The following is a 17,234-nucleotide window of genomic DNA, read 5'->3' as shown; positions in this document are numbered from 1 at the left end:
TTAGTTTCAATGCTTAACTTTCCATATAGTTTAATGTCATAAATGCTTGGACAAAAAATAGACAGTTTATAGACTTATCCAGGTCTTGTCTTCTTCCTAAAGACGCGAAATTCCTTATATCTTTACACGATTAATTCGTGTAGATATCAACATTAGTATTATATTTTCGCACGATTAGCTCACGATTAAGCAATAAAAAAGCACCTCTAATCTCAAAATAGTTAGTGTGCTTTAGTCTAATAATTCTATTTTTTCAATTTCGTTGAACTCAATCAACTCAAATCTATCTTTAATAGCCAGGTAGTTTATAAAAGGCTCTTCGTCATGTGTATAATATTCTATAATACCTTCAATTATAGATTTTTCTTTCATAAATATTTTAACTTTTCTGTCTACATAGTCTCCAATAAATAAATCAGCTTCTAAATCACTTATTCTTATTGTTTTCATTTTTATTTCCCCTTAACTTACTTGGATAATCTGGGTACGCATGCCACCCTTTTGTTTTGTTATACCTTAGTGTTATAGCATTTGTTTTGTAAAGTTTATTTTCATTATTATTTAAAACAAAAGAACGTAAATCATTTACCTCTATTATCTCTTTCAAAGTTCCTTCTTTTGTTCCTTTTATAGTTCCAGACCCAATTAATGGACGTAAAGAGTTTTCTACTTCATCAATAGAGTTTTTGAAATGCGATGGTTCTATACCGTTTTTTATCCTTTGCTTGAATTCATTTGTTCCATATATATGATTCTTTTGTTTTCCAATATCCATATCCAGATTAAAATCTTTTAATTCTTCTGGTATATCTATATTATACCCCAATTCCTTGTCTTCATCCATATTCCTTTCCTCATAAGCTGCCGTCGTACATCTACAAAATGGATGTACCGGTGGAGTATCAGATCCTATTATAGACCTATCAACATCAAAGACTTCGCCGTCAAGAGCATTACATATGCTACAAGTCCTACTATCTTGTTCAGCAATCCAGATATACTTTTTAAAACCACTTTCCTTATAAGCTGCAAGTGATGCTTCAGAAAAAGCCCTTGACACTTCAGTAGATGCAATTCTCTTCGCATTATAAAGTGCATTTTGCTTTCCGTTATCAGTCATAAGATTTTCAAGTTTCTTTGTCCACAACATATGGTTTTCACCTTGTAAGATTGTCCTTGTAAGCCCAATCTCCAGTTGTTTTTGAAGCTCTTCCCTATTTGCCCAAATCCTATCAGAGAAATTTGCACCGTGGAAATTACTTGCAACTATTACCGCAGCAATCTTTATAAGCCTTAGTCTAACCTCTTTTGAAAGCCCTAATATTGCAGACTGTCGATTAATTTCTTCTCTTACAATTTCTCCAAGCCTTTTTTCTAACATCTTAGACTCTTTATCCGCAAGAGCTATAGTCTCAAGTAACATCTCCCTTTTCATAAGCTCCAAGCGACTTGTTCGGATTTTAAGGTTATAGAGTTTCAGTTCATAATTTGCACGTTCTGAAAAGTCTAACTCTTTTACATACTTCTTTGCCTTTTCTTCAAACTCTTCAGCTTCAAACCTTGAAACCTTATCCATTGCTTCATCAATGGTTATACCTTCGCCTTTTGCATAGTTTGCATACTGCCTTTCAATTTCCCTTGCAATCCTATCCATAGCCTGGTTATAAAGTCTAATCAACTTTTCATCATAAGCCTGGTCTGTCTTTTTCAAATACTCTTGATACTCTTTTTCTCTCTTAATTAAATATTCAAGATTATTCTTCTTCATACTCATAATCTAACCCAGGATTATAACCTTCTTCTTCCCTTAACCTTAAAGCTTCAGCCTTTGAATCTGAAATCATAGACAAGTTCTCAAGTAGAGTTTCATTAGATACAATTCCCCTAAGACCCTTTGCAATCTCAGCCTCTTCTAAAGTATTTTGAGGAATATTTTTTGTAAACTTATAAGTAATACCTACAAGGTCATCATAACTAATCTTTGAATTTGGTAAATTTGCTATAAGTCTATACCTATGATTAAAAGCCTTCATAAACTTTCGCTCTTTAGTATTTACAAGATTTGTCATAGATAAAAGTTTATATTTTAAAGCAATTCCAGAAGTTGTTCCAAAATTTTCATCATTGATATTTGCCACCATAGAAATCGCAAATATTTGCTTTTCAAGCCTATCAATTAAATTTTCCTGTGTTTTGTCAGCATTAGGCTTCTCCATAAATTCCACAATAAGTTTGTCAGTGTCCTCAGCAGAAAGATTAATAATTCTGTTATCCCTTATAACTTGTAAATCTTCCTCTTCAAGTCTTGCACCAAGTATCTTTAAATATGCATCCGCAAAATAATCAACATCATTCGCCTTTTCAGAAATCGCCTTGTTATAAGCATTTACTAAAGTCTCCACAGGTTCAAAAGCCCCCATACGCTCTTCATTTTCCACATACTCAACAATTGGAACTTCGCCAAAATAATGCCTAATTTCATCAGTGTAAGTTAAAGATCCCTTTTCAATATTAAAATATCTAATTATTTCAAAGTCCGATATTGTACCCTCGATATTGCCATTTTCATCTTCCCTATACCTCACTCCATAAATAGCCTTTCGCCTTATAGAGTCATCATAAATAATAAAACACTCCTTAGGACTTATCTGAGTAATTCCAACTTCGCCATCTTCATCTAAAAATAAAAGCTCAAAAGCATGACCGTATATAGAACACTTTTTACTCAAATCAGAATTGTTGTCCTCCAAATTGTTAATCCTTGATAACCCCTTTAAATAATCATCAACAGCTTCATTATCATGAGAAACCTTTACTGGAACTCCCATAAAAAATCCATTCAAAGTATCAACAATATACTTAGGGTAGTTTACCACAATTCGATTATCAGGCTTGTAATCAGGCTTTTCTTCCTGTGATAAAATTTTATGTTGACCCTTGTAATAAGAGTCAAGAACATCATATCTTTCCCTAAGCACTTTATGCTTATCGATAAAATTAATCAAATCCTCTTTTTCAAGAGTTTCACCAGGAAATATAAATTCCTTTCCCAAACCTAAATCCCCCCTTTCAAAATATTAAGTTTAACCCTCTTGTTTTTTCTCCAGCCCTCAACACCATATCTGAGGGCTGCCATTGCGTCATCAAAAAAAGCCACAGGTTCATCTAAATAGTCTCCCGTGACTTCGTTTTTCTTCCACTTCCACTGCGATATCTCCTTCAAAGTATTTACGCATGAAGGATGAATAAATATTTTTCTTTGCTTTAACCAATCAATCTGTACCGACTGATACTTCTGTCCTCTTGTAGTTTCCTTACTCACAGCCTTCGCTTGGTACCCTGCCCTTCGCCACATCTTAATTCTGTCAGGCTCCGCAGAGTCACACCACATGGTCACATCCTTTGAAAACTTCTTTGCCATATCTATAATCTCAGATGTATCTTTTTCATAAACGTAAAGCTCTTTTAAAATATAAATATCTCCGTCCTTGTATCCTAGTAACAAAATACAATTCGCATGATTATATCCAAAGTCTTGACCCATAGCAACATCATCAAAGTAATCAAAAGTATATTCAAAGTCTTTTATTTCATAATTTGTAAGTATTAGTCCGCCAACTTCTCCCCAATCGCCTAATCCATAAATTCTGTAACCGTCAGGATCTAAAACTTTTCTACGCTCCATACGCTCGTGATAAGCCTTATCTATAAAGCGATTATCTAAATAGCTTGAAGAGTGTGCCAGAACATTTTTATCAACCCTATCAAAAAAAGCCTCCTTTATCCAATGATTTTTACTCACAGGATTAAAAGTAAGCTTGATTTGATAAAACTGATTTTCAGGTAATTCTCCTCTAAGACGGTCATCTATAATCTCAAAATCCGACTGAGTAAACTCCGTAGCCTCTTCAAGCCACACATCAGTAAGTTTTCCCTTTTCAAAAGTGATTGACTTTAACTTCTCTCGTTGTTTCTCATCATTACATCCCCTAAAAATTATAGAATTGCCATTGATACAAGTAATCTTTAAAGGCGATAAAGTACTTTTCCAATATTGGTCAACTCCCATCTTTGAAATTGCACTTAAAAGCTCAGAGAAAGTACTGTCCCTATTTGTCACTTCCGACTTACGCATCACAAGTAAGTTTCTTCCCTTGTCCTTCATAAGACGTAAAATATAACCCATAGCCGTGTCTACAGACTTACCACTACCTGCACTACCCTTCATGGCAATATAACGACAAGTAGACTCGTGGACAGGTTTAAAGGATTTATTAAAATCAACCTTAATCGTCGCCATAATCAACCTCAACCTTTAAACTCATATCAACGTCCATCTCCTGCTTGTCCGTCCACAAACAATAACGCTTACCAATAAGTTCAGCAGCTTTTATTCTGTCCTTCGCAGAAACTTCCACACTTGTAACACTTTGTCGACCCTTCCCAGTGCCAATCAAAACTTCCTCAGTTTCTTCTCCTCTTAAAACAGAAGTTAAATACCTTAATACCTCTTCCTGCTTTGCTATCTTTTCATCCTCAATCTCTTTTACCTTGTCCTCTATATATGTTTTTATTCCAACATTTTCCAACAACTTACAAGATTGAGCCTTTGCATAATTTTCAGAATAACCCGCATTAATCGCAGACTGATATATATTTCCGCTGATGATAAACTCATCAGCAAATCGCTTTTGTTTAGCCGTCAAAGCCATACCATCAGCTCCTTTCTTGCATAAAAAAGGACTACCCTCAATTGGATAATCCTAATTTAAAAGATTTTATTATCTGCTTAATTTATATAAAGCATATTGGTTTAAACTAATTCCCTCTTTTTCCGCTTGAATTGATAAAAGCTTATGGAGTGATTTTGGAAGTCTCAAAGTAAATTTCCCAGAAAAATTATCATCACCAATAGGATCAGGAATCATTTCATTATTTTCTTTTCTAACTTCAATGCTCATTTCCAACACTTCTTGCATTCTTTTATCAAGCTCTTCTTTAGTCCTTGCATAAGTTTCAGCTTCAGGTATCTCTAAAAAACTACCAATATACAAATCTCCGTCTTCATCTTGTATTTTTTTGATAATTTCAGTATAACCTAAATCCAAAACTCTTTCCTCCTTTAGTGCCATATTTTACCTCCTATTTTTCATGATTCTATTAGAAGATGTTAACATTTACAATAAGATAATATATAATCTTATTGATAGTAAGGCTTATCCCTCACTATCAATAATATCTAAAATTTGATTTACAATGTACCTATCAGCTGGATTCTCTTGAACTACAGTGATAGGTCTTTTTATTTTATGCCTATACTGCTTATGTGAACCCCTCTGACCACTTACATAATAGCCATAATATTTAAGTACCTTATCAAGTTCTTGAGGTCTTAAGCCATTCGGTTGCAATCTCATTTTCTTTATTATCTTATCAATTTGCAATTGTTCTCATCTCCTTTCTTGATTATATGATACCATATATGATACCGTATTTCAAGTATTTTTTACTTTCCGATAAAAAAAGCCGATATATCTGCTCTTCTATAAATTTATGTAAATTTTAATACTCATTGCTCCCACCCCTGCCTTTTGTACGAGTATATGATCCCTGGTCATTGATAAAACAATGAACCTTCCTGTTATGTATGGCCAAGTCCTCTAATTTCCAATACTGCCGGTTAGGCCAATCCCGTGCCGTCGCATATTCGCCGTAAGAAAGGAGGTGTAATTAAACACATGAAAAAAGGCACCCTATAATAGAGTGCCAGTGATATATTGAATCGAATATTTTTTCACATCTTAATAGTATCATAGTTTAATACTGACATTCAATGACATTTCATGACATTTAGTGACATTTCATGACATCTTTTAAAAAAACTTAAAAAACTTGGAAAAGTGTTGACAAATTATATACCATGGTATATAATATAATTAAGAGATGAGGAAATCATCTCAAATCTTAAAAAGAAAGGTGGTGAAAAAAGTGGTTGATATAATAACAATGATAGCTACAATAGTGGGTAGCATCGCAAGCACAATCTCACTAATAGTAGCTATCAAGAACAAAAGGGGCAAATAAGCCCCTCCCCTTTAAGGGGTCATATATATTATACCACTTAAGAACATGATTAAACTAATTTTGTCAATTATCTTTATGATGAGTGCAACATTAAACCTATTTGTACAACTAAAAAACAGAAAGGATAAATAACATGGAGCAAAAAACAAGTGAGTCTCAAAAAAGAGCAACAAATAATTGGAGAAAGAGAAATCCTAAAGATGCCAAATATGGATCCTATCGTTCTTCAGCAAGAACATTCGTAAGACATTGGGCAACAAAAGAAGACATGGAAGAGCTTTTAGAAATCTTCCAAAAAGAAAATAAAAACTCAAAAGAACCAGATTAACACCCTGGTTCTTTTCTAAGTATTTGTAAAGCCTGTCCATGAAGTCTATACACATGCCTAAGACTATAACTAAGCCTTTGAGAAATCTCCTCAAAACTATAATTATATAAGTACTTTAGCTTCATTACATCACAAAGTTCAGTCGGTAAAACTTCAAACAACTTACAAGCCCTCTGTCTTTTTATTATCAGCTCATTTAAGTGCATACACACCCTTTTTTCCAAATCAGAAATTTTACTAATGATATCAGCGAAGTCTTTATTTTTAGGAGATGATTTTACTTTTTCAGAAGAATAATCAAAACTTTTAATCGAAGTCTTCAAAGAATTCAAGTATTCAAGTTCTTCAAACTCTTCAAAAATTTGATACTCCAACTTGGAAATATTCCTTAACTCAATTTTTATATCCCTCTCCATTTGAAACCATCACCTCATATCCAATTCTCTCAACCTCAAGAGCAATCCGACCTAATTCATAATAACTTTTACTGTATCTTTCAAGATGATTAGCAAGATCCTTTATATAATCCGCTTCTTCAACAATTTCTCTACCGATACACTCTTCTATCATACATAATCAATCTCCTGTACTTTTTTCAAAATCCATTCAATCCCATCATTAAAGCCTTTTGCTTCAGTGCATATTCTTAAAAAATCAGGATTTTCTGTTTCTTTATAACGGGCAAAATTCATTTCTATCTCTTTACTTTTTTCATCTACCTTTTTTAAAACAACATCTCCAAATTCTTCTTTAATCATCTTCCACCTCAATCTTGTCAAACATGTTTAAATCAACATCAAATTTTTCTACAACTTCTTTTATTTCCTCATCAGTAAATTCAGTTTTATACAAATCTGTACCTCCTTGACTGCTTAACAATACACTTCCTCTACCACTTTCTTTAAAAAGATGAATATTTAAATAATAATTTTCTTTGTCGGAAGTATTTTTTAGCCACAAATACTTTTCTTTTAGCCTATACTGATATTTCTTTTCCTCTTCTTCCCTTTCACCTACAGGTGTTCTTACAAACTCTACTAAAATTTCAAAAAGTTCTTTTTGTAGTTCTTCAGGAAGACCATCAAAGCCTTCCTCAATCATGCTAAAAGCATATCTTTTGTCTAACTCAATTCTTGCAACATCGTAAAGCTCCCACGAATAATTTATATACACTTTGATATATGAGTCACCATCAGAATTTTCAAGCTCCTCAACTAAAAATTCTTCATTATACTTTTGTCCCAGTTTATCAATTTCATCTCTCAATTCGTCAATTCTCATTAATTATCCTCCTTGCATCTTCCACTGACCTTGCAATACCCCAATTAGCACCTGTCTTTTTTAAAACTTCTCCCATTTTTAATTGTTTTTCAGATGGTTTTCCCTTCTCATTTTTAACTTCTATAAAAACAGCCTTTCCGTCGTTTTTCCTTACTCCAAACAAATCAGGAAATCCAGCAGGTAGTCCAGTTGTAATAAATCTTCCATCTTCAGTCTTAAAACCTCCAACATTTGCCCTAAAAATTAAAGCTATATCTGCTACTCCAATTCTTATAGAATTTTGTACATCAATTTCTTTCATAGTCACCTCTAAAATAAGTGTGTATAGTTGTGTAGGGTTTTGACCGTTTTCTATATACTTATATATATTTATTTTTTTATCCTAAAACTTACAAAGAAGTATACAAACTATACACAACTATACACAGACCAGTAATATCAATGGTTTCATTTTTTCAAACTATACACAAACTATACACAAACCCTACACAATAATTAATATGATTTATATATATTGTATGGTTCATTGTCAAAATTTAATTTCAAACCATTGTAAATATTTCCTTGCCTGCCTCTTTCTTTTTTGTACTTCATCCCAATTTCCCTACCAAATTTCGTATTACTCATTAAAAATTGCTCATTTTCAATAGCCCACCTCTTATAAGCTTTGTATAAATCTTTAGCTTTTACACTCTCTCCTGGACCTATGACACAACACTCATCAATAAAGGCCGTGATAACGTCCATTTCAGACTTATACTCTTCAGTGGCAGCCTTTATTGACTCTGGCATATTAAGTCCCTCTCTCTGCCACTTGAGACAACCTTCAACAGCCCAGTTGAGTATTCCTCTAAGTTCTTTTTTTAATTTGTATTTTAGGTCCTTATCTACTTTCTCATCAGGAATTTGCACAGTAAAAGGTATCATAATCATACGTCGCCATATACCGTCGTCTCTCCCTCTGATAATAGGCTTGTGATTAGTAGCAATCCATATTTTAAATTCAGGATTGAAATCAAATTCATTTTCATACAAGAACCTTGCAGTTACCTTGTCTCCACCAGTTAATTGTTTGATTAAACCTTCATCAAACCTCATACCTTCGTTAGGCTCAGTTGTAGTTACGAACCTTGCACCTTTAAGTCTTGCCACGTCACTGTTTGCAGCACCTTGGAAACCTGCCTTAACCATAATTGTTTGAGGTTGAATGTTTGTCGCATAGTCCCCCATAATTTCATTGATTAAGTCTAAAAACACCGACTTACCATTTCTTCCATAGCCATGGAGTATGAACATGCACTGCTCTCTTGTGGATCCAGTTAAACTATATCCAACAGCCTTTTGAATATAATTTATTACTTCCTTATCCCCTGCAAAAATTTCATATAAGAAATTCTCCCATAATGGACAATCTATCTTATTAGTAAATTCCACATAACTTTGCTTACTGAATAACTTCTCCCTATCATGTGGATAAAGTTGCCCAGTCTTTAAATCCAAGTATCCATTATTCACATTAAAAAGCCTTATATTCTTATCAAAATCTCCAGGTCTTACAGGCAACAAATGTTCAGCTTCCTTTAACATATTATTTTTGCCCCTGCTTTGTCTGGTTGACTTCAAATGTTTTTGAAAGGCTTTTTCCATATCTTCACTCTCTAAGAGAGGAAATTCATTTTTCATTTCTTTAATAGTGTTGTCAGCAAGTCTCTTAACACTTCCACTGTCGTCAAGTTGCCATTTTTTGCCATTGTAAAGGTACCAATTTTTAGCTATATAAGAAAATCGTGCTATGTCTTTGTTAAGATTAAAAAACCTAATTCCATTTCCAGTATCATCAAAAGCTTCAATTTTTTTAGTGTCCTTTAAAAAAATCTTGTACTCATCACCAGGTACATAAAAAGTCTTGCAGTCCCTTATAGCCTTAGCCAGTAGATTATTTCCATAAGTGCTTCCAGCTGTTTTTCTATCCCATTTAGGACGGAAGAGGGCGGATTTTCTGAAGATCATATCCATTCTGTTTATGTCCCCACCAGTCCAAAATGCAAGCATATTGGCAAAAGCCAAGTCCGCTTCACTTTGAGAAGTATAAAAGCCCTCCCACTTCCCAGCATAAAGCCTTTGAAAAGCTTCTCCTTGTTTAGAGTTTATGATTTTATTAAAAAGTTCATCATCATTAATACTTGCTACATCCCTTTTAGGCTCTTGAATTATATCCTGCAAGTGTTTAGAGTGTAGATATTTAATCTCTTCCGTCCTCTCAAAAACTTCCCTACTATCAGTCAAAGCATTGCCAGTCATTATAAAATATCGTCCGTTTTGATACATTTCAACATTACCTTTTCTTCTTGCACCCTCAGGAAGTTCACCCTTGCAGATGATGTGAATTCCATTGCCCGACTGAGAAATTTCCGTGTAACTCTTTAAGCTTTCCACAAACTCGGTGATGATGTTGCTTTCTCCCTCTTTATAGCCTTCAATTTCTTTATTTACATTATCAATATCCACACCAAAATATGGTGGTTTAAAAAAATATCCGATACCATCACAATTATGAACCTTGGCACCAGTTTTGGCAGCTTCAAAACTTGACCAAGTCGACTCATCATTGCTTTTAGCATTGTTGCCACTACGGGCATTGACGGGGATTTTTCTCCCATCAATTATCCGATAACAACACCAGCAATTATTCTCCTTTAATTCTTTTGGTATCTTCTCATACATTAAAATGGCACGTCCTCATTACTTGTATTGTTATTTATCATTGTTGCACCCTCTACCATAGTTCCAGGCGCTATTTGTGGGAAGTCACTCTCTTTAAATCCCTTATATACGTTATTTGTATATTGCTTCCCGTTAAATTCGTTAGTTTCTAAGGTTATCTTTGCTTTAAAAGGCTTATACATCAAAGCTTTTAAAACGTCGTCTTCTGACTTAAATTCAGTTCCATTTGCAAGTTTAACAGCCCTTGCAATCTGTGCCACAAATCCCATATTTAGTTCTCCAGTATCCTTTGAACACCATAGGTTGTAGAATACTTTTCTCCCTTGATTACTTTGGCTTACGTCTTTTCTTATAACTCCATGTAACACAAAGAACCTTGTTCCACTATTCGCAACTCTTTGCTCATAGTCCTCGAAGTACATTTCATAAACTCCACCCTCAACATAATTTTGCGCTAAATCATAATCAATCTTAAACATTCTCTTTCCTCCTATACATATCCTAATAATTTTCCTTGGTAGTAAGCCCATCCAGGCTTATAACCTCTGTTTTTAGCTAAATCATACAATTCTCTCATAGACTTACAGTCTTTAGGCTCTCTATAGTCAACAACAAATTCATTCTTGACCTCTTCCAACTCAACATCCTTAATTTCTTCTAACTCTTTTTCTTCAGTTTTAAGTTCAGCTCCACACTGTAGACAAAGACTGCACTTTGAGGGATTGGCACTGAAACATTCAGGACAAATTTTGATACTTACTTCGTTTTTTTCTCTGTCCTTCTTTGCTACCTTCTCTCCCTCCAAGCTCCACTCATGAGGAGTATCAGGTAGGTTGTGTCTTTCCACATTGCCTACATGGTCAATAATTGTTGCAACCTTGTCCTTTTTATATCTCATGCACCTCATAGCCTGCTGTATATAGAGACTTAGAGAGGCAGTTGGTCTTAGTAAAATCACACATGAGCAATCAGGCACGTTGAAACCTTCTCCTATCAAGTCAACATTACATAAGATTTTTATCTTTCCACTCCTAAAATCTTCGATAATATCTTCCCTTTTATCCTTAGGAGTATCAGCTGATATATGCTTGGCACTTATACCTGCTCCAGTAAAATACTTGGCAATCCTCATGCTGTAGCTCACACTGTGGCAATAGCATATAGCTTGTTGTCCAAGAGCTAACTTCTTATAGTGATTAATCACGTCACCAAATATTGCCCCCTTGCTCATAGCTTTATCAATACTATCCTTTGTATACTCTCCAGCTCTCTTTTTTAAGTCGTGAGTATCCAAGGCCCTTGGCGCATAGTATTTATAAGGAGCTAAGAAGTTATTTTCAATCAACCACTTCACGGATGGTCCTTCAATTAAAATATCGTTAATATCTCCAAGACCTTTTCCATCAAGCCTTATAGGAGTAGCAGTAAAGCCAATCCTTGTTGCATCTGGAAAGGCTTCATATATATCCCTATAAGTCTTTGCCATGCTATGATGATTTTCATCAGTAACAATCATCTTTGGACACTTAATCTTATCAAGGCGATTAGTAGCAGTCTGAACCATGTAGACATCCAGTAAATCAAGATTAACTCCAAAATTTTCAAAGTCCTCTTCAATCTGCTCTTTAAGTTCTTTTCTATGGACAAGAAATAAAACTCGATTTCCCTTGTCCGTCGCTCCCTTTACCATGTGAGATATAATATAACTTTTACCACTTCCACATGGAGAAACTATGCAGGGATGCTTATAACCATTTAAAATAGCCGTTTTAGTCTTCTGTACTATTTCCTGTTGATACTCGTACAAGCTCACTTTGTAAACACCCTTTTCTATCATCCAAGCGATTTTTTGCGTACACATCCATACTTGGTTGTAGTACAAAACCTCTCTTAATTTCTTCATCCTTTTCACTGATAATTAGTCTTCCCACAACATCACAAAGACCTAAAAAATTATTTAGTATGGTTTTTCTAATATCAGGTATGGCACGATTAAATATTTGACCTGCTTCAGTCTCCCACTTGTCCGAAGTTTCCCAAGCAGTAAACACAACATTACAATCAACACTTTTTATAGCCCTGAAACTATCCATTATAACAAAGTCACTTCTTTGATAATCAGCCATACTTGGCACACGATTATTTTTTCCCTCTCTGCCTTGCTGTGCCAGTATGGATCTAAATAATTCAGTCACATTATCAATGACGATAAAGTCATAATCCTTGTAATTCTCCTTGATATACTTCACAGCTTCAATCCAACTCTCCCATATCTTGTATGAATCAATCTCCAAGATATCTATATCATCTTCTCCCATAAGGACTACAGAAGACTTATCAATATCAACAACAAGCTTTTTTCCAGGTAGATATTTTATAGCCGTAGTCTTTCCAGTCCCAGGATTTCCATAAATTAAGTAAGTTGCCTTACTTTCCTTTAAATCACTAGCCTTAACAATCTTCATTATCTAATCCTCAAACTTTCACTTTCCTGTAAAATCACACCCTCAACTTCGACTCCATCCTTTAAATCTTGATAGATTTTAGTTTTATCCACAGAAGTTTTGTGTACAAGATACTTTTCAGGAACTTTATTTTCATCAAGTACCTTTACAGAAGCCCTGTTTTTTTGTATATTGAAAGAGAATAAGTCAGTTTTAAACTTTTTCTTATTCACTCTCACCATATTAAATTCAAGGTAAGATTTTAGGTCTGAAATTCTATTTTCAGTAGATTTGCGTATACTACTAAGCCTATCAATCTCTTCCTTGAATTTTAGAGAGTCACCCTCTAACTCCTTGATGACCTTAGCGATATTATCAGCCTTTACTTCAATTTCATCATCAATCACTTCTAAGGCACTTTCAAAGTCACCCTCTAAATCCATCAATTTCACATAACTTTCAGTTAACTCATATAATTTCATATTTTCCTCCTTAATATTCACCCAAAACGACCCATCTAATTAAAGTTTGCACAAACATATAAACTACAGTTGCACCTGCACATATACTCAACGAACAAACTATTATCCAAAAGGTAAGTTTCTTCCAGAATTTGATTTCAACTCTGTTATATCTCTTCCATCTTCTGTAGCTATAAATAGCTTGTCTTATGTTGTGCGCAAGCTTCGTGTCTTTAAATTCTCTCTTTTTCTTTTTAATTTCCATTCAAATACTCCTCATAATCTCTTGTAATTGCTTTAATTAGCCTTGCTTTTTTATCTGATTCTAACCACCTAAACCTTACTTCAAAACTAATGTTCCAAGCTTCTTCTTTGTGTATACATATATAGTCTCCAAATCTTCCTGCCGTCACGATTAAGTGATTGTAATCTGCTTCTAATAAGTAGAAATCAAGCTCATCACAAGCCTTTTTTAAGTTTTTAAATTTAATCATACTCTGCCAACTTTCCTATCAACTCTTTTTTAATCTTTGAAAGTCGTTCCAATTCCTTTAAATCCCTTTCGTACATTTTTAATTTTTCCCTCAAAATTTGAATATCCTGTAGACAGATAAACAAATCTTCTTCTAACTTCTCTTGAGTTTCTACCATATATAGCCTCCTACTTAATATTTGCAAAGACTTCAAAATTCTTTCTTGAAATCTTGTACTTCTCACCTGCCACCCTTCCCGATATCAAAGGGCAGCCTTTTCTTCTTAAAATTTTATAGATTTCATCCCTGCCCAAGCTTGGATAATCATTCTTTAAATCCTTTACAGTTAAAATATCCGTGTCACTTCTGACTGCTTCTTATACACCTCCTACTCAACAATATCAATATGATCTATAGCAAAAGAAACAAGTTCAGCAGTCAAAGTCTTAAAAGACATATTAGTTTCCTCTGCAATTTCCTTAATAGAATCCGCCAAATCTTCAGGTACCCAAATACAAGACTTAGCAGGTCCCCATTTTTTAGATTTCTTTAAAATTAATTTTTCCATTATGTTTCTCCCTTCTTACGTTTTATTTTCTTAAACTTCCTCATATTTTCTTACATTTCCCCATAAACCCTATATATAGCTATTGTTCATTTATTTTGTACTACATGTAGTTGATACTATAGGTAAATAGTAATATAATTAAACTATTAGAGTACCTCCAACTAAATTTTTTTATACCTTCAATAAAAGGATGTGATTACTTGAAAAATGTTAAAGTGACAAGACAATCAAAATCCGGTAGAAACTTAGGATTCAAAAACACTTCAACCGGAAGATATATGAATCGTCAAACATTTGTAAAAGCCATTAAAGCTGGAAACTATAAAGGGTATCATGTAAGAAAAATCAACGGTATTGATACACCTTGTTCAAATCCAGATAAATCAGCAAATAACAACTTAGACTAACGATTATAAGGCAGGTACTCTACTACATACCTTTTATCGGTTATCTCATCCCTTGACGTTATAGAAGCAACCAATCCACCATTTTTATCAGTCACACATATTTCAGAAATCAACTTCCCACCCACATTAATAGGCAAGGGTATTAAAATATCCTCAATAGAATCAATATGATCCTTTAAAACCCTCATTAACTTACTTTGACTTGAAAGCCCCACAGAAATAGTTCCATTAACCATTCCATCAAAATGAGACCTTGAAAGCTTAGCCTTCCTACAAAAATCACTCTTGGATTTAAAATTTTCATCTACCAAATCTAAAATCACATCACTATCTAAATATCTTTTCATTGTTGTTGCAATAACTTCACCGTCACTATTTAGAAGAAAAAAATCATTCCCTATCTTCTTTGATAAGATTAATTAAAATTATCAACTGACAAAATAACACTAATGAATTAACAATTAAAATTAACTTTTCCATTATGTTTCTCCCTTATTTTTTACTTCTTAAATTCTCGTGATATAATTAACCCTTAAATAACATTCTTAAGTAAACATCTATTGGACGATTTCCTGAATCGTCCTTTTTTAATATTGACCAAAGAACAATCATTGTTGCCATATTCATTATTAAAGTTACTATCGATATTAATTTCTCCATCAACTCCCCCTCCACATTCGTTTATTTACCTTTTAATGTCTTTTTTTATTCATACAACCTCCACCAATCAACATCAAACACCTCTGCTATCCTTTTTGCCACACTAACTGGAAGCTCTGACTCTTCTCTCTCATACTTACTAATAACCCTTTGTTTCATACCGATAAGATTACCCAACTCTAACTGGCTGAGCTTTTTTTCTTTTCTTAATCTAATCATCTCATACAACATATAGTACATCCCTCCTTCATTAATCAACAATAAGCACTATATGTGCTATAATTACCATAAGGAGGTGAATTTATGGCTGGAAAAAATCAACACGTTACTCCTAAAGGTGGTAAATGGCAAGTAAAAGGTGCTGGAAATAATAGAGCTACTAAAATTTTCAATACACAAAAAGAAGCTGAAAATTTCGCCAGACAAATAGCTAAGCATCAAAAATCCGAATTAATCACACATAACCGCCACGGTCAAATTCGTTCAAAAGACAGCTTTGGCAATGATCCACATCCACCAAAAGATAATGAACATTAACATGATTTAAACTTGACTCTAACCCTATAACCATTACCAGGCTTAAGAACATCACTTATAATAGCAATGGTTATAGGGTTATTCTCATCAGTTTCAATGATAATTTCCTCAATATCATCTTTTAAATAATATTTTACCTTGGTCATCGGAATCTTTTTCTTCCATAATCCCCCTCTCCATTCGTTCATTTACCTTGTTTTGTTCTATATATCGAAATAATGGACAACTAACTAAAAATATTTCTTGAATATTTAAGATTTCAAGAACTTTTGAAATTATTAATATATCACTGGTTTTAAACTCTGTGATACCATTAATCTTATTTGACAAAGTGCTTAAAGGAATGCCTGTTTCATCAGATAATTTCCTTACAGAGTATCCTTTTTCAGCCATTATTCCTTTTAGCTTCGCATTCTCTACTACCAAGTTTATCGCCCCCTTTTCTTGTTCTATATTTCGAACTAATTTTATTATAAGCTCTAATTTTTTAATTGTCAACCGATATTTCGAATTATTTTTTATTTTTTAGTTTTTTGTATTGAAATATCGAACAATATCATATATAATAAAATTAATTTGGAGGTGAAATAATGAATAAGGAAGATCTTTTAACAGATTTTGGAAAGAGATTAAAAAAGGCAAGGACAGATAAAGGCATGACTCAACAAGAGTTAGCCGAAGCAATAAACACAAGTAAAAGTATGATATCAGGATATGAGAATGGCAAAAATGATCCTGCAAGATCTGTTTTAATAAATTTATCAAAACAATTAGGAGTTTCAATAAACTACTTAATGGGCTGGAATGAAGAAGCTGAAGACATAGACATATCAAAAATACCAGGAGTAATAATGCCCATAAAACTAAAGAAAATTCCAATCCTTGGAACAATCGCATGTGGAGAACCACTCTTTGCAGAACAAAACTACGAAGGCTACTTTATATTAGACAAAAACCTCCCAGGAGCCGACTTCTGCCTAAAAGCAAAAGGCGACAGTATGATAGAAGCAAATATTTTTGAAAGAGATTTAGTCTTCTTCAAGAGAACAAATGACGTAGATAACGGAACAATTGCAGCCGTTTTAATAGATGACGAAGCAACACTCAAAAGAATTAATAAAAGTGAAGACATGGTAGTACTACAACCCTGTAATAGAAGCTACTCCCCCATCATTATAAAACCAGAAGATGATAAAAGAGTGTTAATCCTGGGAGAAATGGTTGGAGTATATTCAGAAAGAAATAAATAGTAGATAAAGATATAAAA

29 protein-coding genes are annotated in these 17,234 nt (G+C 33.6%); 4 read left to right on the top strand and 25 right to left on the bottom strand.

Annotated elements, in window-relative coordinates:
• Positions 1-231: 231 nt before the first annotated feature.
• From BN2746_RS05140 to BN2746_RS05110, 7 genes are all read right to left on the bottom strand, one after another.
• The gene (locus tag BN2746_RS05140; protein WP_055078766.1) at positions 232-450 is read right to left on the bottom strand and encodes a hypothetical protein; all 219 of its coding nucleotides are present in this window, start codon (positions 448-450) and stop codon (positions 232-234) included.
• Positions 428-1,768 carry a minor capsid protein gene (locus tag BN2746_RS05135; RefSeq protein ID WP_055078765.1) on the bottom strand — a complete coding sequence of 447 codons (1,341 nt, stop codon included), beginning with the start codon at positions 1,766-1,768 and terminating at the stop codon, positions 428-430. The genes BN2746_RS05140 and BN2746_RS05135 overlap by 23 nt, the downstream gene beginning before the upstream one ends.
• Positions 1,755-3,053 carry a phage portal protein gene (locus BN2746_RS05130; protein ID WP_055078764.1) on the bottom strand — a complete coding sequence of 433 codons (1,299 nt, stop codon included), beginning with the start codon at positions 3,051-3,053 and terminating at the stop codon, positions 1,755-1,757. The genes BN2746_RS05135 and BN2746_RS05130 overlap by 14 nt, the downstream gene beginning before the upstream one ends.
• A gap of 2 nt (positions 3,054-3,055) precedes the next feature.
• Positions 3,056-4,300: a PBSX family phage terminase large subunit gene (locus BN2746_RS05125; RefSeq protein ID WP_055078763.1), complete on the bottom strand. Its 1,245-nt coding sequence runs from the start codon at positions 4,298-4,300 to the stop codon at positions 3,056-3,058.
• Positions 4,287-4,712, bottom strand: coding sequence for a terminase small subunit (locus BN2746_RS05120; protein ID WP_055078762.1), 426 nt, complete (start codon positions 4,710-4,712; stop codon positions 4,287-4,289). The genes BN2746_RS05125 and BN2746_RS05120 overlap by 14 nt, the downstream gene beginning before the upstream one ends.
• Before the next feature lie 69 nt (positions 4,713-4,781).
• The gene (locus BN2746_RS05115; RefSeq protein ID WP_055078761.1) at positions 4,782-5,132 is read right to left on the bottom strand and encodes a type II toxin-antitoxin system HicB family antitoxin; all 351 of its coding nucleotides are present in this window, start codon (positions 5,130-5,132) and stop codon (positions 4,782-4,784) included.
• Between the two features lie 84 nt (positions 5,133-5,216).
• Positions 5,217-5,417: a type II toxin-antitoxin system HicA family toxin gene (locus BN2746_RS05110; protein WP_055079414.1), complete on the bottom strand. Its 201-nt coding sequence runs from the start codon at positions 5,415-5,417 to the stop codon at positions 5,217-5,219.
• An 800-nt stretch (positions 5,418-6,217) separates the two neighbouring features.
• On the opposite strand from BN2746_RS05110, the gene BN2746_RS05105 reads away from it, so the two are divergent.
• Positions 6,218-6,412 carry a hypothetical protein gene (locus BN2746_RS05105; protein ID WP_055078760.1) on the top strand — a complete coding sequence of 65 codons (195 nt, stop codon included), beginning with the start codon at positions 6,218-6,220 and terminating at the stop codon, positions 6,410-6,412.
• On the opposite strand, the gene BN2746_RS05100 is transcribed toward BN2746_RS05105, so the two are convergent.
• The 14 genes from BN2746_RS05100 to BN2746_RS05045 form a co-directional block, all read right to left on the bottom strand.
• Positions 6,409-6,828 carry a sigma factor-like helix-turn-helix DNA-binding protein gene (locus tag BN2746_RS05100; protein WP_055078759.1) on the bottom strand — a complete coding sequence of 140 codons (420 nt, stop codon included), beginning with the start codon at positions 6,826-6,828 and terminating at the stop codon, positions 6,409-6,411. The two genes, BN2746_RS05105 and BN2746_RS05100, sit on opposite strands and share 4 nt — an antisense overlap.
• Entirely contained in the window at positions 6,806-6,982 is a 177-nt protein-coding gene (locus BN2746_RS09015) for a hypothetical protein (RefSeq protein WP_156331315.1), read from the bottom strand. Before BN2746_RS09015 ends, BN2746_RS05100 begins: the two co-directional genes overlap by 23 nt.
• Positions 6,979-7,170 (bottom strand): hypothetical protein, encoded by a 192-nt coding sequence (locus tag BN2746_RS05095; RefSeq protein WP_055078758.1) that lies wholly within the window; start codon positions 7,168-7,170, stop codon positions 6,979-6,981. Before BN2746_RS05095 ends, BN2746_RS09015 begins: the two co-directional genes overlap by 4 nt.
• Positions 7,163-7,693 (bottom strand): hypothetical protein, encoded by a 531-nt coding sequence (locus tag BN2746_RS05090; RefSeq protein WP_055078757.1) that lies wholly within the window; start codon positions 7,691-7,693, stop codon positions 7,163-7,165. The genes BN2746_RS05095 and BN2746_RS05090 overlap by 8 nt, the downstream gene beginning before the upstream one ends.
• On the bottom strand, positions 7,683-7,994 hold the full coding sequence (locus tag BN2746_RS05085; protein WP_055078756.1) for a VRR-NUC domain-containing protein: 312 nt from the start codon (positions 7,992-7,994) through the stop codon (positions 7,683-7,685). Before BN2746_RS05085 ends, BN2746_RS05090 begins: the two co-directional genes overlap by 11 nt.
• A gap of 194 nt (positions 7,995-8,188) precedes the next feature.
• Entirely contained in the window at positions 8,189-10,417 is a 2,229-nt protein-coding gene (locus tag BN2746_RS05080; protein WP_055078755.1) for a phage/plasmid primase, P4 family, read from the bottom strand.
• Positions 10,417-10,896, bottom strand: coding sequence for a DUF669 domain-containing protein (locus BN2746_RS05075; RefSeq protein WP_055078754.1), 480 nt, complete (start codon positions 10,894-10,896; stop codon positions 10,417-10,419). Before BN2746_RS05075 ends, BN2746_RS05080 begins: the two co-directional genes overlap by 1 nt.
• Positions 10,897-10,907: 11 nt before the next feature.
• On the bottom strand, positions 10,908-12,230 hold the full coding sequence (locus BN2746_RS05070; protein WP_197273088.1) for a DEAD/DEAH box helicase: 1,323 nt from the start codon (positions 12,228-12,230) through the stop codon (positions 10,908-10,910).
• On the bottom strand, positions 12,187-12,882 hold the full coding sequence (locus BN2746_RS05065) for an AAA family ATPase (protein ID WP_055078752.1): 696 nt from the start codon (positions 12,880-12,882) through the stop codon (positions 12,187-12,189). Before BN2746_RS05065 ends, BN2746_RS05070 begins: the two co-directional genes overlap by 44 nt.
• Complete coding sequence (locus BN2746_RS05060) at positions 12,882-13,343, bottom strand: siphovirus Gp157 family protein (protein WP_055078751.1); 462 nt, start codon at positions 13,341-13,343, stop codon at positions 12,882-12,884. The genes BN2746_RS05065 and BN2746_RS05060 overlap by 1 nt, the downstream gene beginning before the upstream one ends.
• A gap of 10 nt (positions 13,344-13,353) precedes the next feature.
• Positions 13,354-13,587 carry a hypothetical protein gene (locus tag BN2746_RS05055; protein ID WP_055078750.1) on the bottom strand — a complete coding sequence of 78 codons (234 nt, stop codon included), beginning with the start codon at positions 13,585-13,587 and terminating at the stop codon, positions 13,354-13,356.
• Positions 13,577-13,816, bottom strand: coding sequence for a hypothetical protein (locus tag BN2746_RS05050; protein ID WP_055078749.1), 240 nt, complete (start codon positions 13,814-13,816; stop codon positions 13,577-13,579). The genes BN2746_RS05055 and BN2746_RS05050 overlap by 11 nt, the downstream gene beginning before the upstream one ends.
• Complete coding sequence (locus BN2746_RS09010; RefSeq protein ID WP_156331314.1) at positions 13,809-13,973, bottom strand: hypothetical protein; 165 nt, start codon at positions 13,971-13,973, stop codon at positions 13,809-13,811. Before BN2746_RS09010 ends, BN2746_RS05050 begins: the two co-directional genes overlap by 8 nt.
• 210 nt (positions 13,974-14,183) lie before the next feature.
• On the bottom strand, positions 14,184-14,363 hold the full coding sequence (locus BN2746_RS05045; protein WP_055078748.1) for a hypothetical protein: 180 nt from the start codon (positions 14,361-14,363) through the stop codon (positions 14,184-14,186).
• Positions 14,364-14,563: 200 nt separating this feature from the next.
• On the opposite strand from BN2746_RS05045, the gene BN2746_RS05040 reads away from it, so the two are divergent.
• Positions 14,564-14,770, top strand: coding sequence for a hypothetical protein (locus BN2746_RS05040; protein WP_055078747.1), 207 nt, complete (start codon positions 14,564-14,566; stop codon positions 14,768-14,770).
• Here the strand turns inward: BN2746_RS05040 and BN2746_RS05035 are convergent.
• The 3 genes from BN2746_RS05035 to BN2746_RS05030 form a co-directional block, all read right to left on the bottom strand.
• Positions 14,767-15,117: a hypothetical protein gene (locus BN2746_RS05035; RefSeq protein ID WP_055078746.1), complete on the bottom strand. Its 351-nt coding sequence runs from the start codon at positions 15,115-15,117 to the stop codon at positions 14,767-14,769. The genes BN2746_RS05040 and BN2746_RS05035 overlap by 4 nt on opposite strands.
• Before the next feature lie 178 nt (positions 15,118-15,295).
• On the bottom strand, positions 15,296-15,430 hold the full coding sequence (locus BN2746_RS09245) for a hypothetical protein (protein ID WP_268909192.1): 135 nt from the start codon (positions 15,428-15,430) through the stop codon (positions 15,296-15,298).
• 45 nt (positions 15,431-15,475) lie between these two features.
• Positions 15,476-15,670 (bottom strand): helix-turn-helix domain-containing protein, encoded by a 195-nt coding sequence (locus BN2746_RS05030; protein ID WP_231718325.1) that lies wholly within the window; start codon positions 15,668-15,670, stop codon positions 15,476-15,478.
• Positions 15,671-15,733: 63 nt separating this feature from the next.
• On the opposite strand from BN2746_RS05030, the gene BN2746_RS05025 reads away from it, so the two are divergent.
• Positions 15,734-15,967 (top strand): DUF2188 domain-containing protein, encoded by a 234-nt coding sequence (locus BN2746_RS05025; protein ID WP_055078744.1) that lies wholly within the window; start codon positions 15,734-15,736, stop codon positions 15,965-15,967.
• Between the two features lie 114 nt (positions 15,968-16,081).
• Here the strand turns inward: BN2746_RS05025 and BN2746_RS05020 are convergent, their stop codons facing one another.
• Entirely contained in the window at positions 16,082-16,465 is a 384-nt protein-coding gene (locus BN2746_RS05020; protein ID WP_187364071.1) for a helix-turn-helix domain-containing protein, read from the bottom strand.
• A gap of 92 nt (positions 16,466-16,557) precedes the next feature.
• Here BN2746_RS05020 and BN2746_RS05015 point away from each other — a divergent pair, with 92 nt between their 5' ends.
• Positions 16,558-17,217 carry a LexA family protein gene (locus BN2746_RS05015; protein ID WP_055078742.1) on the top strand — a complete coding sequence of 220 codons (660 nt, stop codon included), beginning with the start codon at positions 16,558-16,560 and terminating at the stop codon, positions 17,215-17,217.
• Positions 17,218-17,234 lie beyond the last annotated feature (17 nt).

This window comes from Lagierella massiliensis (genome assembly GCF_001407835.1).
Taxonomy (GTDB): Bacteria; Bacillota; Clostridia; order Tissierellales; family Peptoniphilaceae; genus Mediannikoviicoccus; species Mediannikoviicoccus massiliensis.
Note: the sequence above shows the minus strand (reverse complement) of the source record. Positions and strands in the feature narration are given on the sequence as shown.

Bases quoted from the DNA above. Each gene is read 5' to 3' on its own strand.
- BN2746_RS05140 (WP_055078766.1), bottom strand. From the start codon at position 450: ATGAAAACAATAAGAATAAGTGATTTAGAAGCTGATTTATTTATTGGA.
- BN2746_RS05135 (WP_055078765.1), bottom strand. From the start codon at position 1,768: ATGAAGAAGAATAATCTTGAATATTTAATTAAGAGAGAAAAAGAGTAT.
- BN2746_RS05125 (WP_055078763.1), bottom strand. From the start codon at position 4,300: ATGGCGACGATTAAGGTTGATTTTAATAAATCCTTTAAACCTGTCCAC.
- BN2746_RS05120 (WP_055078762.1), bottom strand. From the start codon at position 4,712: ATGGCTTTGACGGCTAAACAAAAGCGATTTGCTGATGAGTTTATCATC.
- BN2746_RS05115 (WP_055078761.1), bottom strand. From the start codon at position 5,132: ATGGCACTAAAGGAGGAAAGAGTTTTGGATTTAGGTTATACTGAAATT.
- BN2746_RS05110 (WP_055079414.1), bottom strand. From the start codon at position 5,417: ATGAGATTGCAACCGAATGGCTTAAGACCTCAAGAACTTGATAAGGTA.
- BN2746_RS05105 (WP_055078760.1), top strand. From the start codon at position 6,218: ATGGAGCAAAAAACAAGTGAGTCTCAAAAAAGAGCAACAAATAATTGG.
- BN2746_RS05100 (WP_055078759.1), bottom strand. From the start codon at position 6,828: ATGGAGAGGGATATAAAAATTGAGTTAAGGAATATTTCCAAGTTGGAG.
- BN2746_RS09015 (WP_156331315.1), bottom strand. From the start codon at position 6,982: ATGATAGAAGAGTGTATCGGTAGAGAAATTGTTGAAGAAGCGGATTAT.
- BN2746_RS05095 (WP_055078758.1), bottom strand. From the start codon at position 7,170: ATGATTAAAGAAGAATTTGGAGATGTTGTTTTAAAAAAGGTAGATGAA.
- BN2746_RS05090 (WP_055078757.1), bottom strand. From the start codon at position 7,693: ATGAGAATTGACGAATTGAGAGATGAAATTGATAAACTGGGACAAAAG.
- BN2746_RS05085 (WP_055078756.1), bottom strand. From the start codon at position 7,994: ATGAAAGAAATTGATGTACAAAATTCTATAAGAATTGGAGTAGCAGAT.
- BN2746_RS05080 (WP_055078755.1), bottom strand. From the start codon at position 10,417: ATGTATGAGAAGATACCAAAAGAATTAAAGGAGAATAATTGCTGGTGT.
- BN2746_RS05075 (WP_055078754.1), bottom strand. From the start codon at position 10,896: ATGTTTAAGATTGATTATGATTTAGCGCAAAATTATGTTGAGGGTGGA.
- BN2746_RS05065 (WP_055078752.1), bottom strand. From the start codon at position 12,882: ATGAAGATTGTTAAGGCTAGTGATTTAAAGGAAAGTAAGGCAACTTAC.
- BN2746_RS05060 (WP_055078751.1), bottom strand. From the start codon at position 13,343: ATGAAATTATATGAGTTAACTGAAAGTTATGTGAAATTGATGGATTTA.
- BN2746_RS05055 (WP_055078750.1), bottom strand. From the start codon at position 13,587: ATGGAAATTAAAAAGAAAAAGAGAGAATTTAAAGACACGAAGCTTGCG.
- BN2746_RS05050 (WP_055078749.1), bottom strand. From the start codon at position 13,816: ATGATTAAATTTAAAAACTTAAAAAAGGCTTGTGATGAGCTTGATTTC.
- BN2746_RS09010 (WP_156331314.1), bottom strand. From the start codon at position 13,973: ATGGTAGAAACTCAAGAGAAGTTAGAAGAAGATTTGTTTATCTGTCTA.
- BN2746_RS05045 (WP_055078748.1), bottom strand. From the start codon at position 14,363: ATGGAAAAATTAATTTTAAAGAAATCTAAAAAATGGGGACCTGCTAAG.
- BN2746_RS05035 (WP_055078746.1), bottom strand. From the start codon at position 15,117: ATGAAAAGATATTTAGATAGTGATGTGATTTTAGATTTGGTAGATGAA.
- BN2746_RS09245 (WP_268909192.1), bottom strand. From the start codon at position 15,430: ATGGAGAAATTAATATCGATAGTAACTTTAATAATGAATATGGCAACA.
- BN2746_RS05030 (WP_231718325.1), bottom strand. From the start codon at position 15,670: ATGTACTATATGTTGTATGAGATGATTAGATTAAGAAAAGAAAAAAAG.
- BN2746_RS05025 (WP_055078744.1), top strand. From the start codon at position 15,734: ATGGCTGGAAAAAATCAACACGTTACTCCTAAAGGTGGTAAATGGCAA.
- BN2746_RS05015 (WP_055078742.1), top strand. From the start codon at position 16,558: ATGAATAAGGAAGATCTTTTAACAGATTTTGGAAAGAGATTAAAAAAG.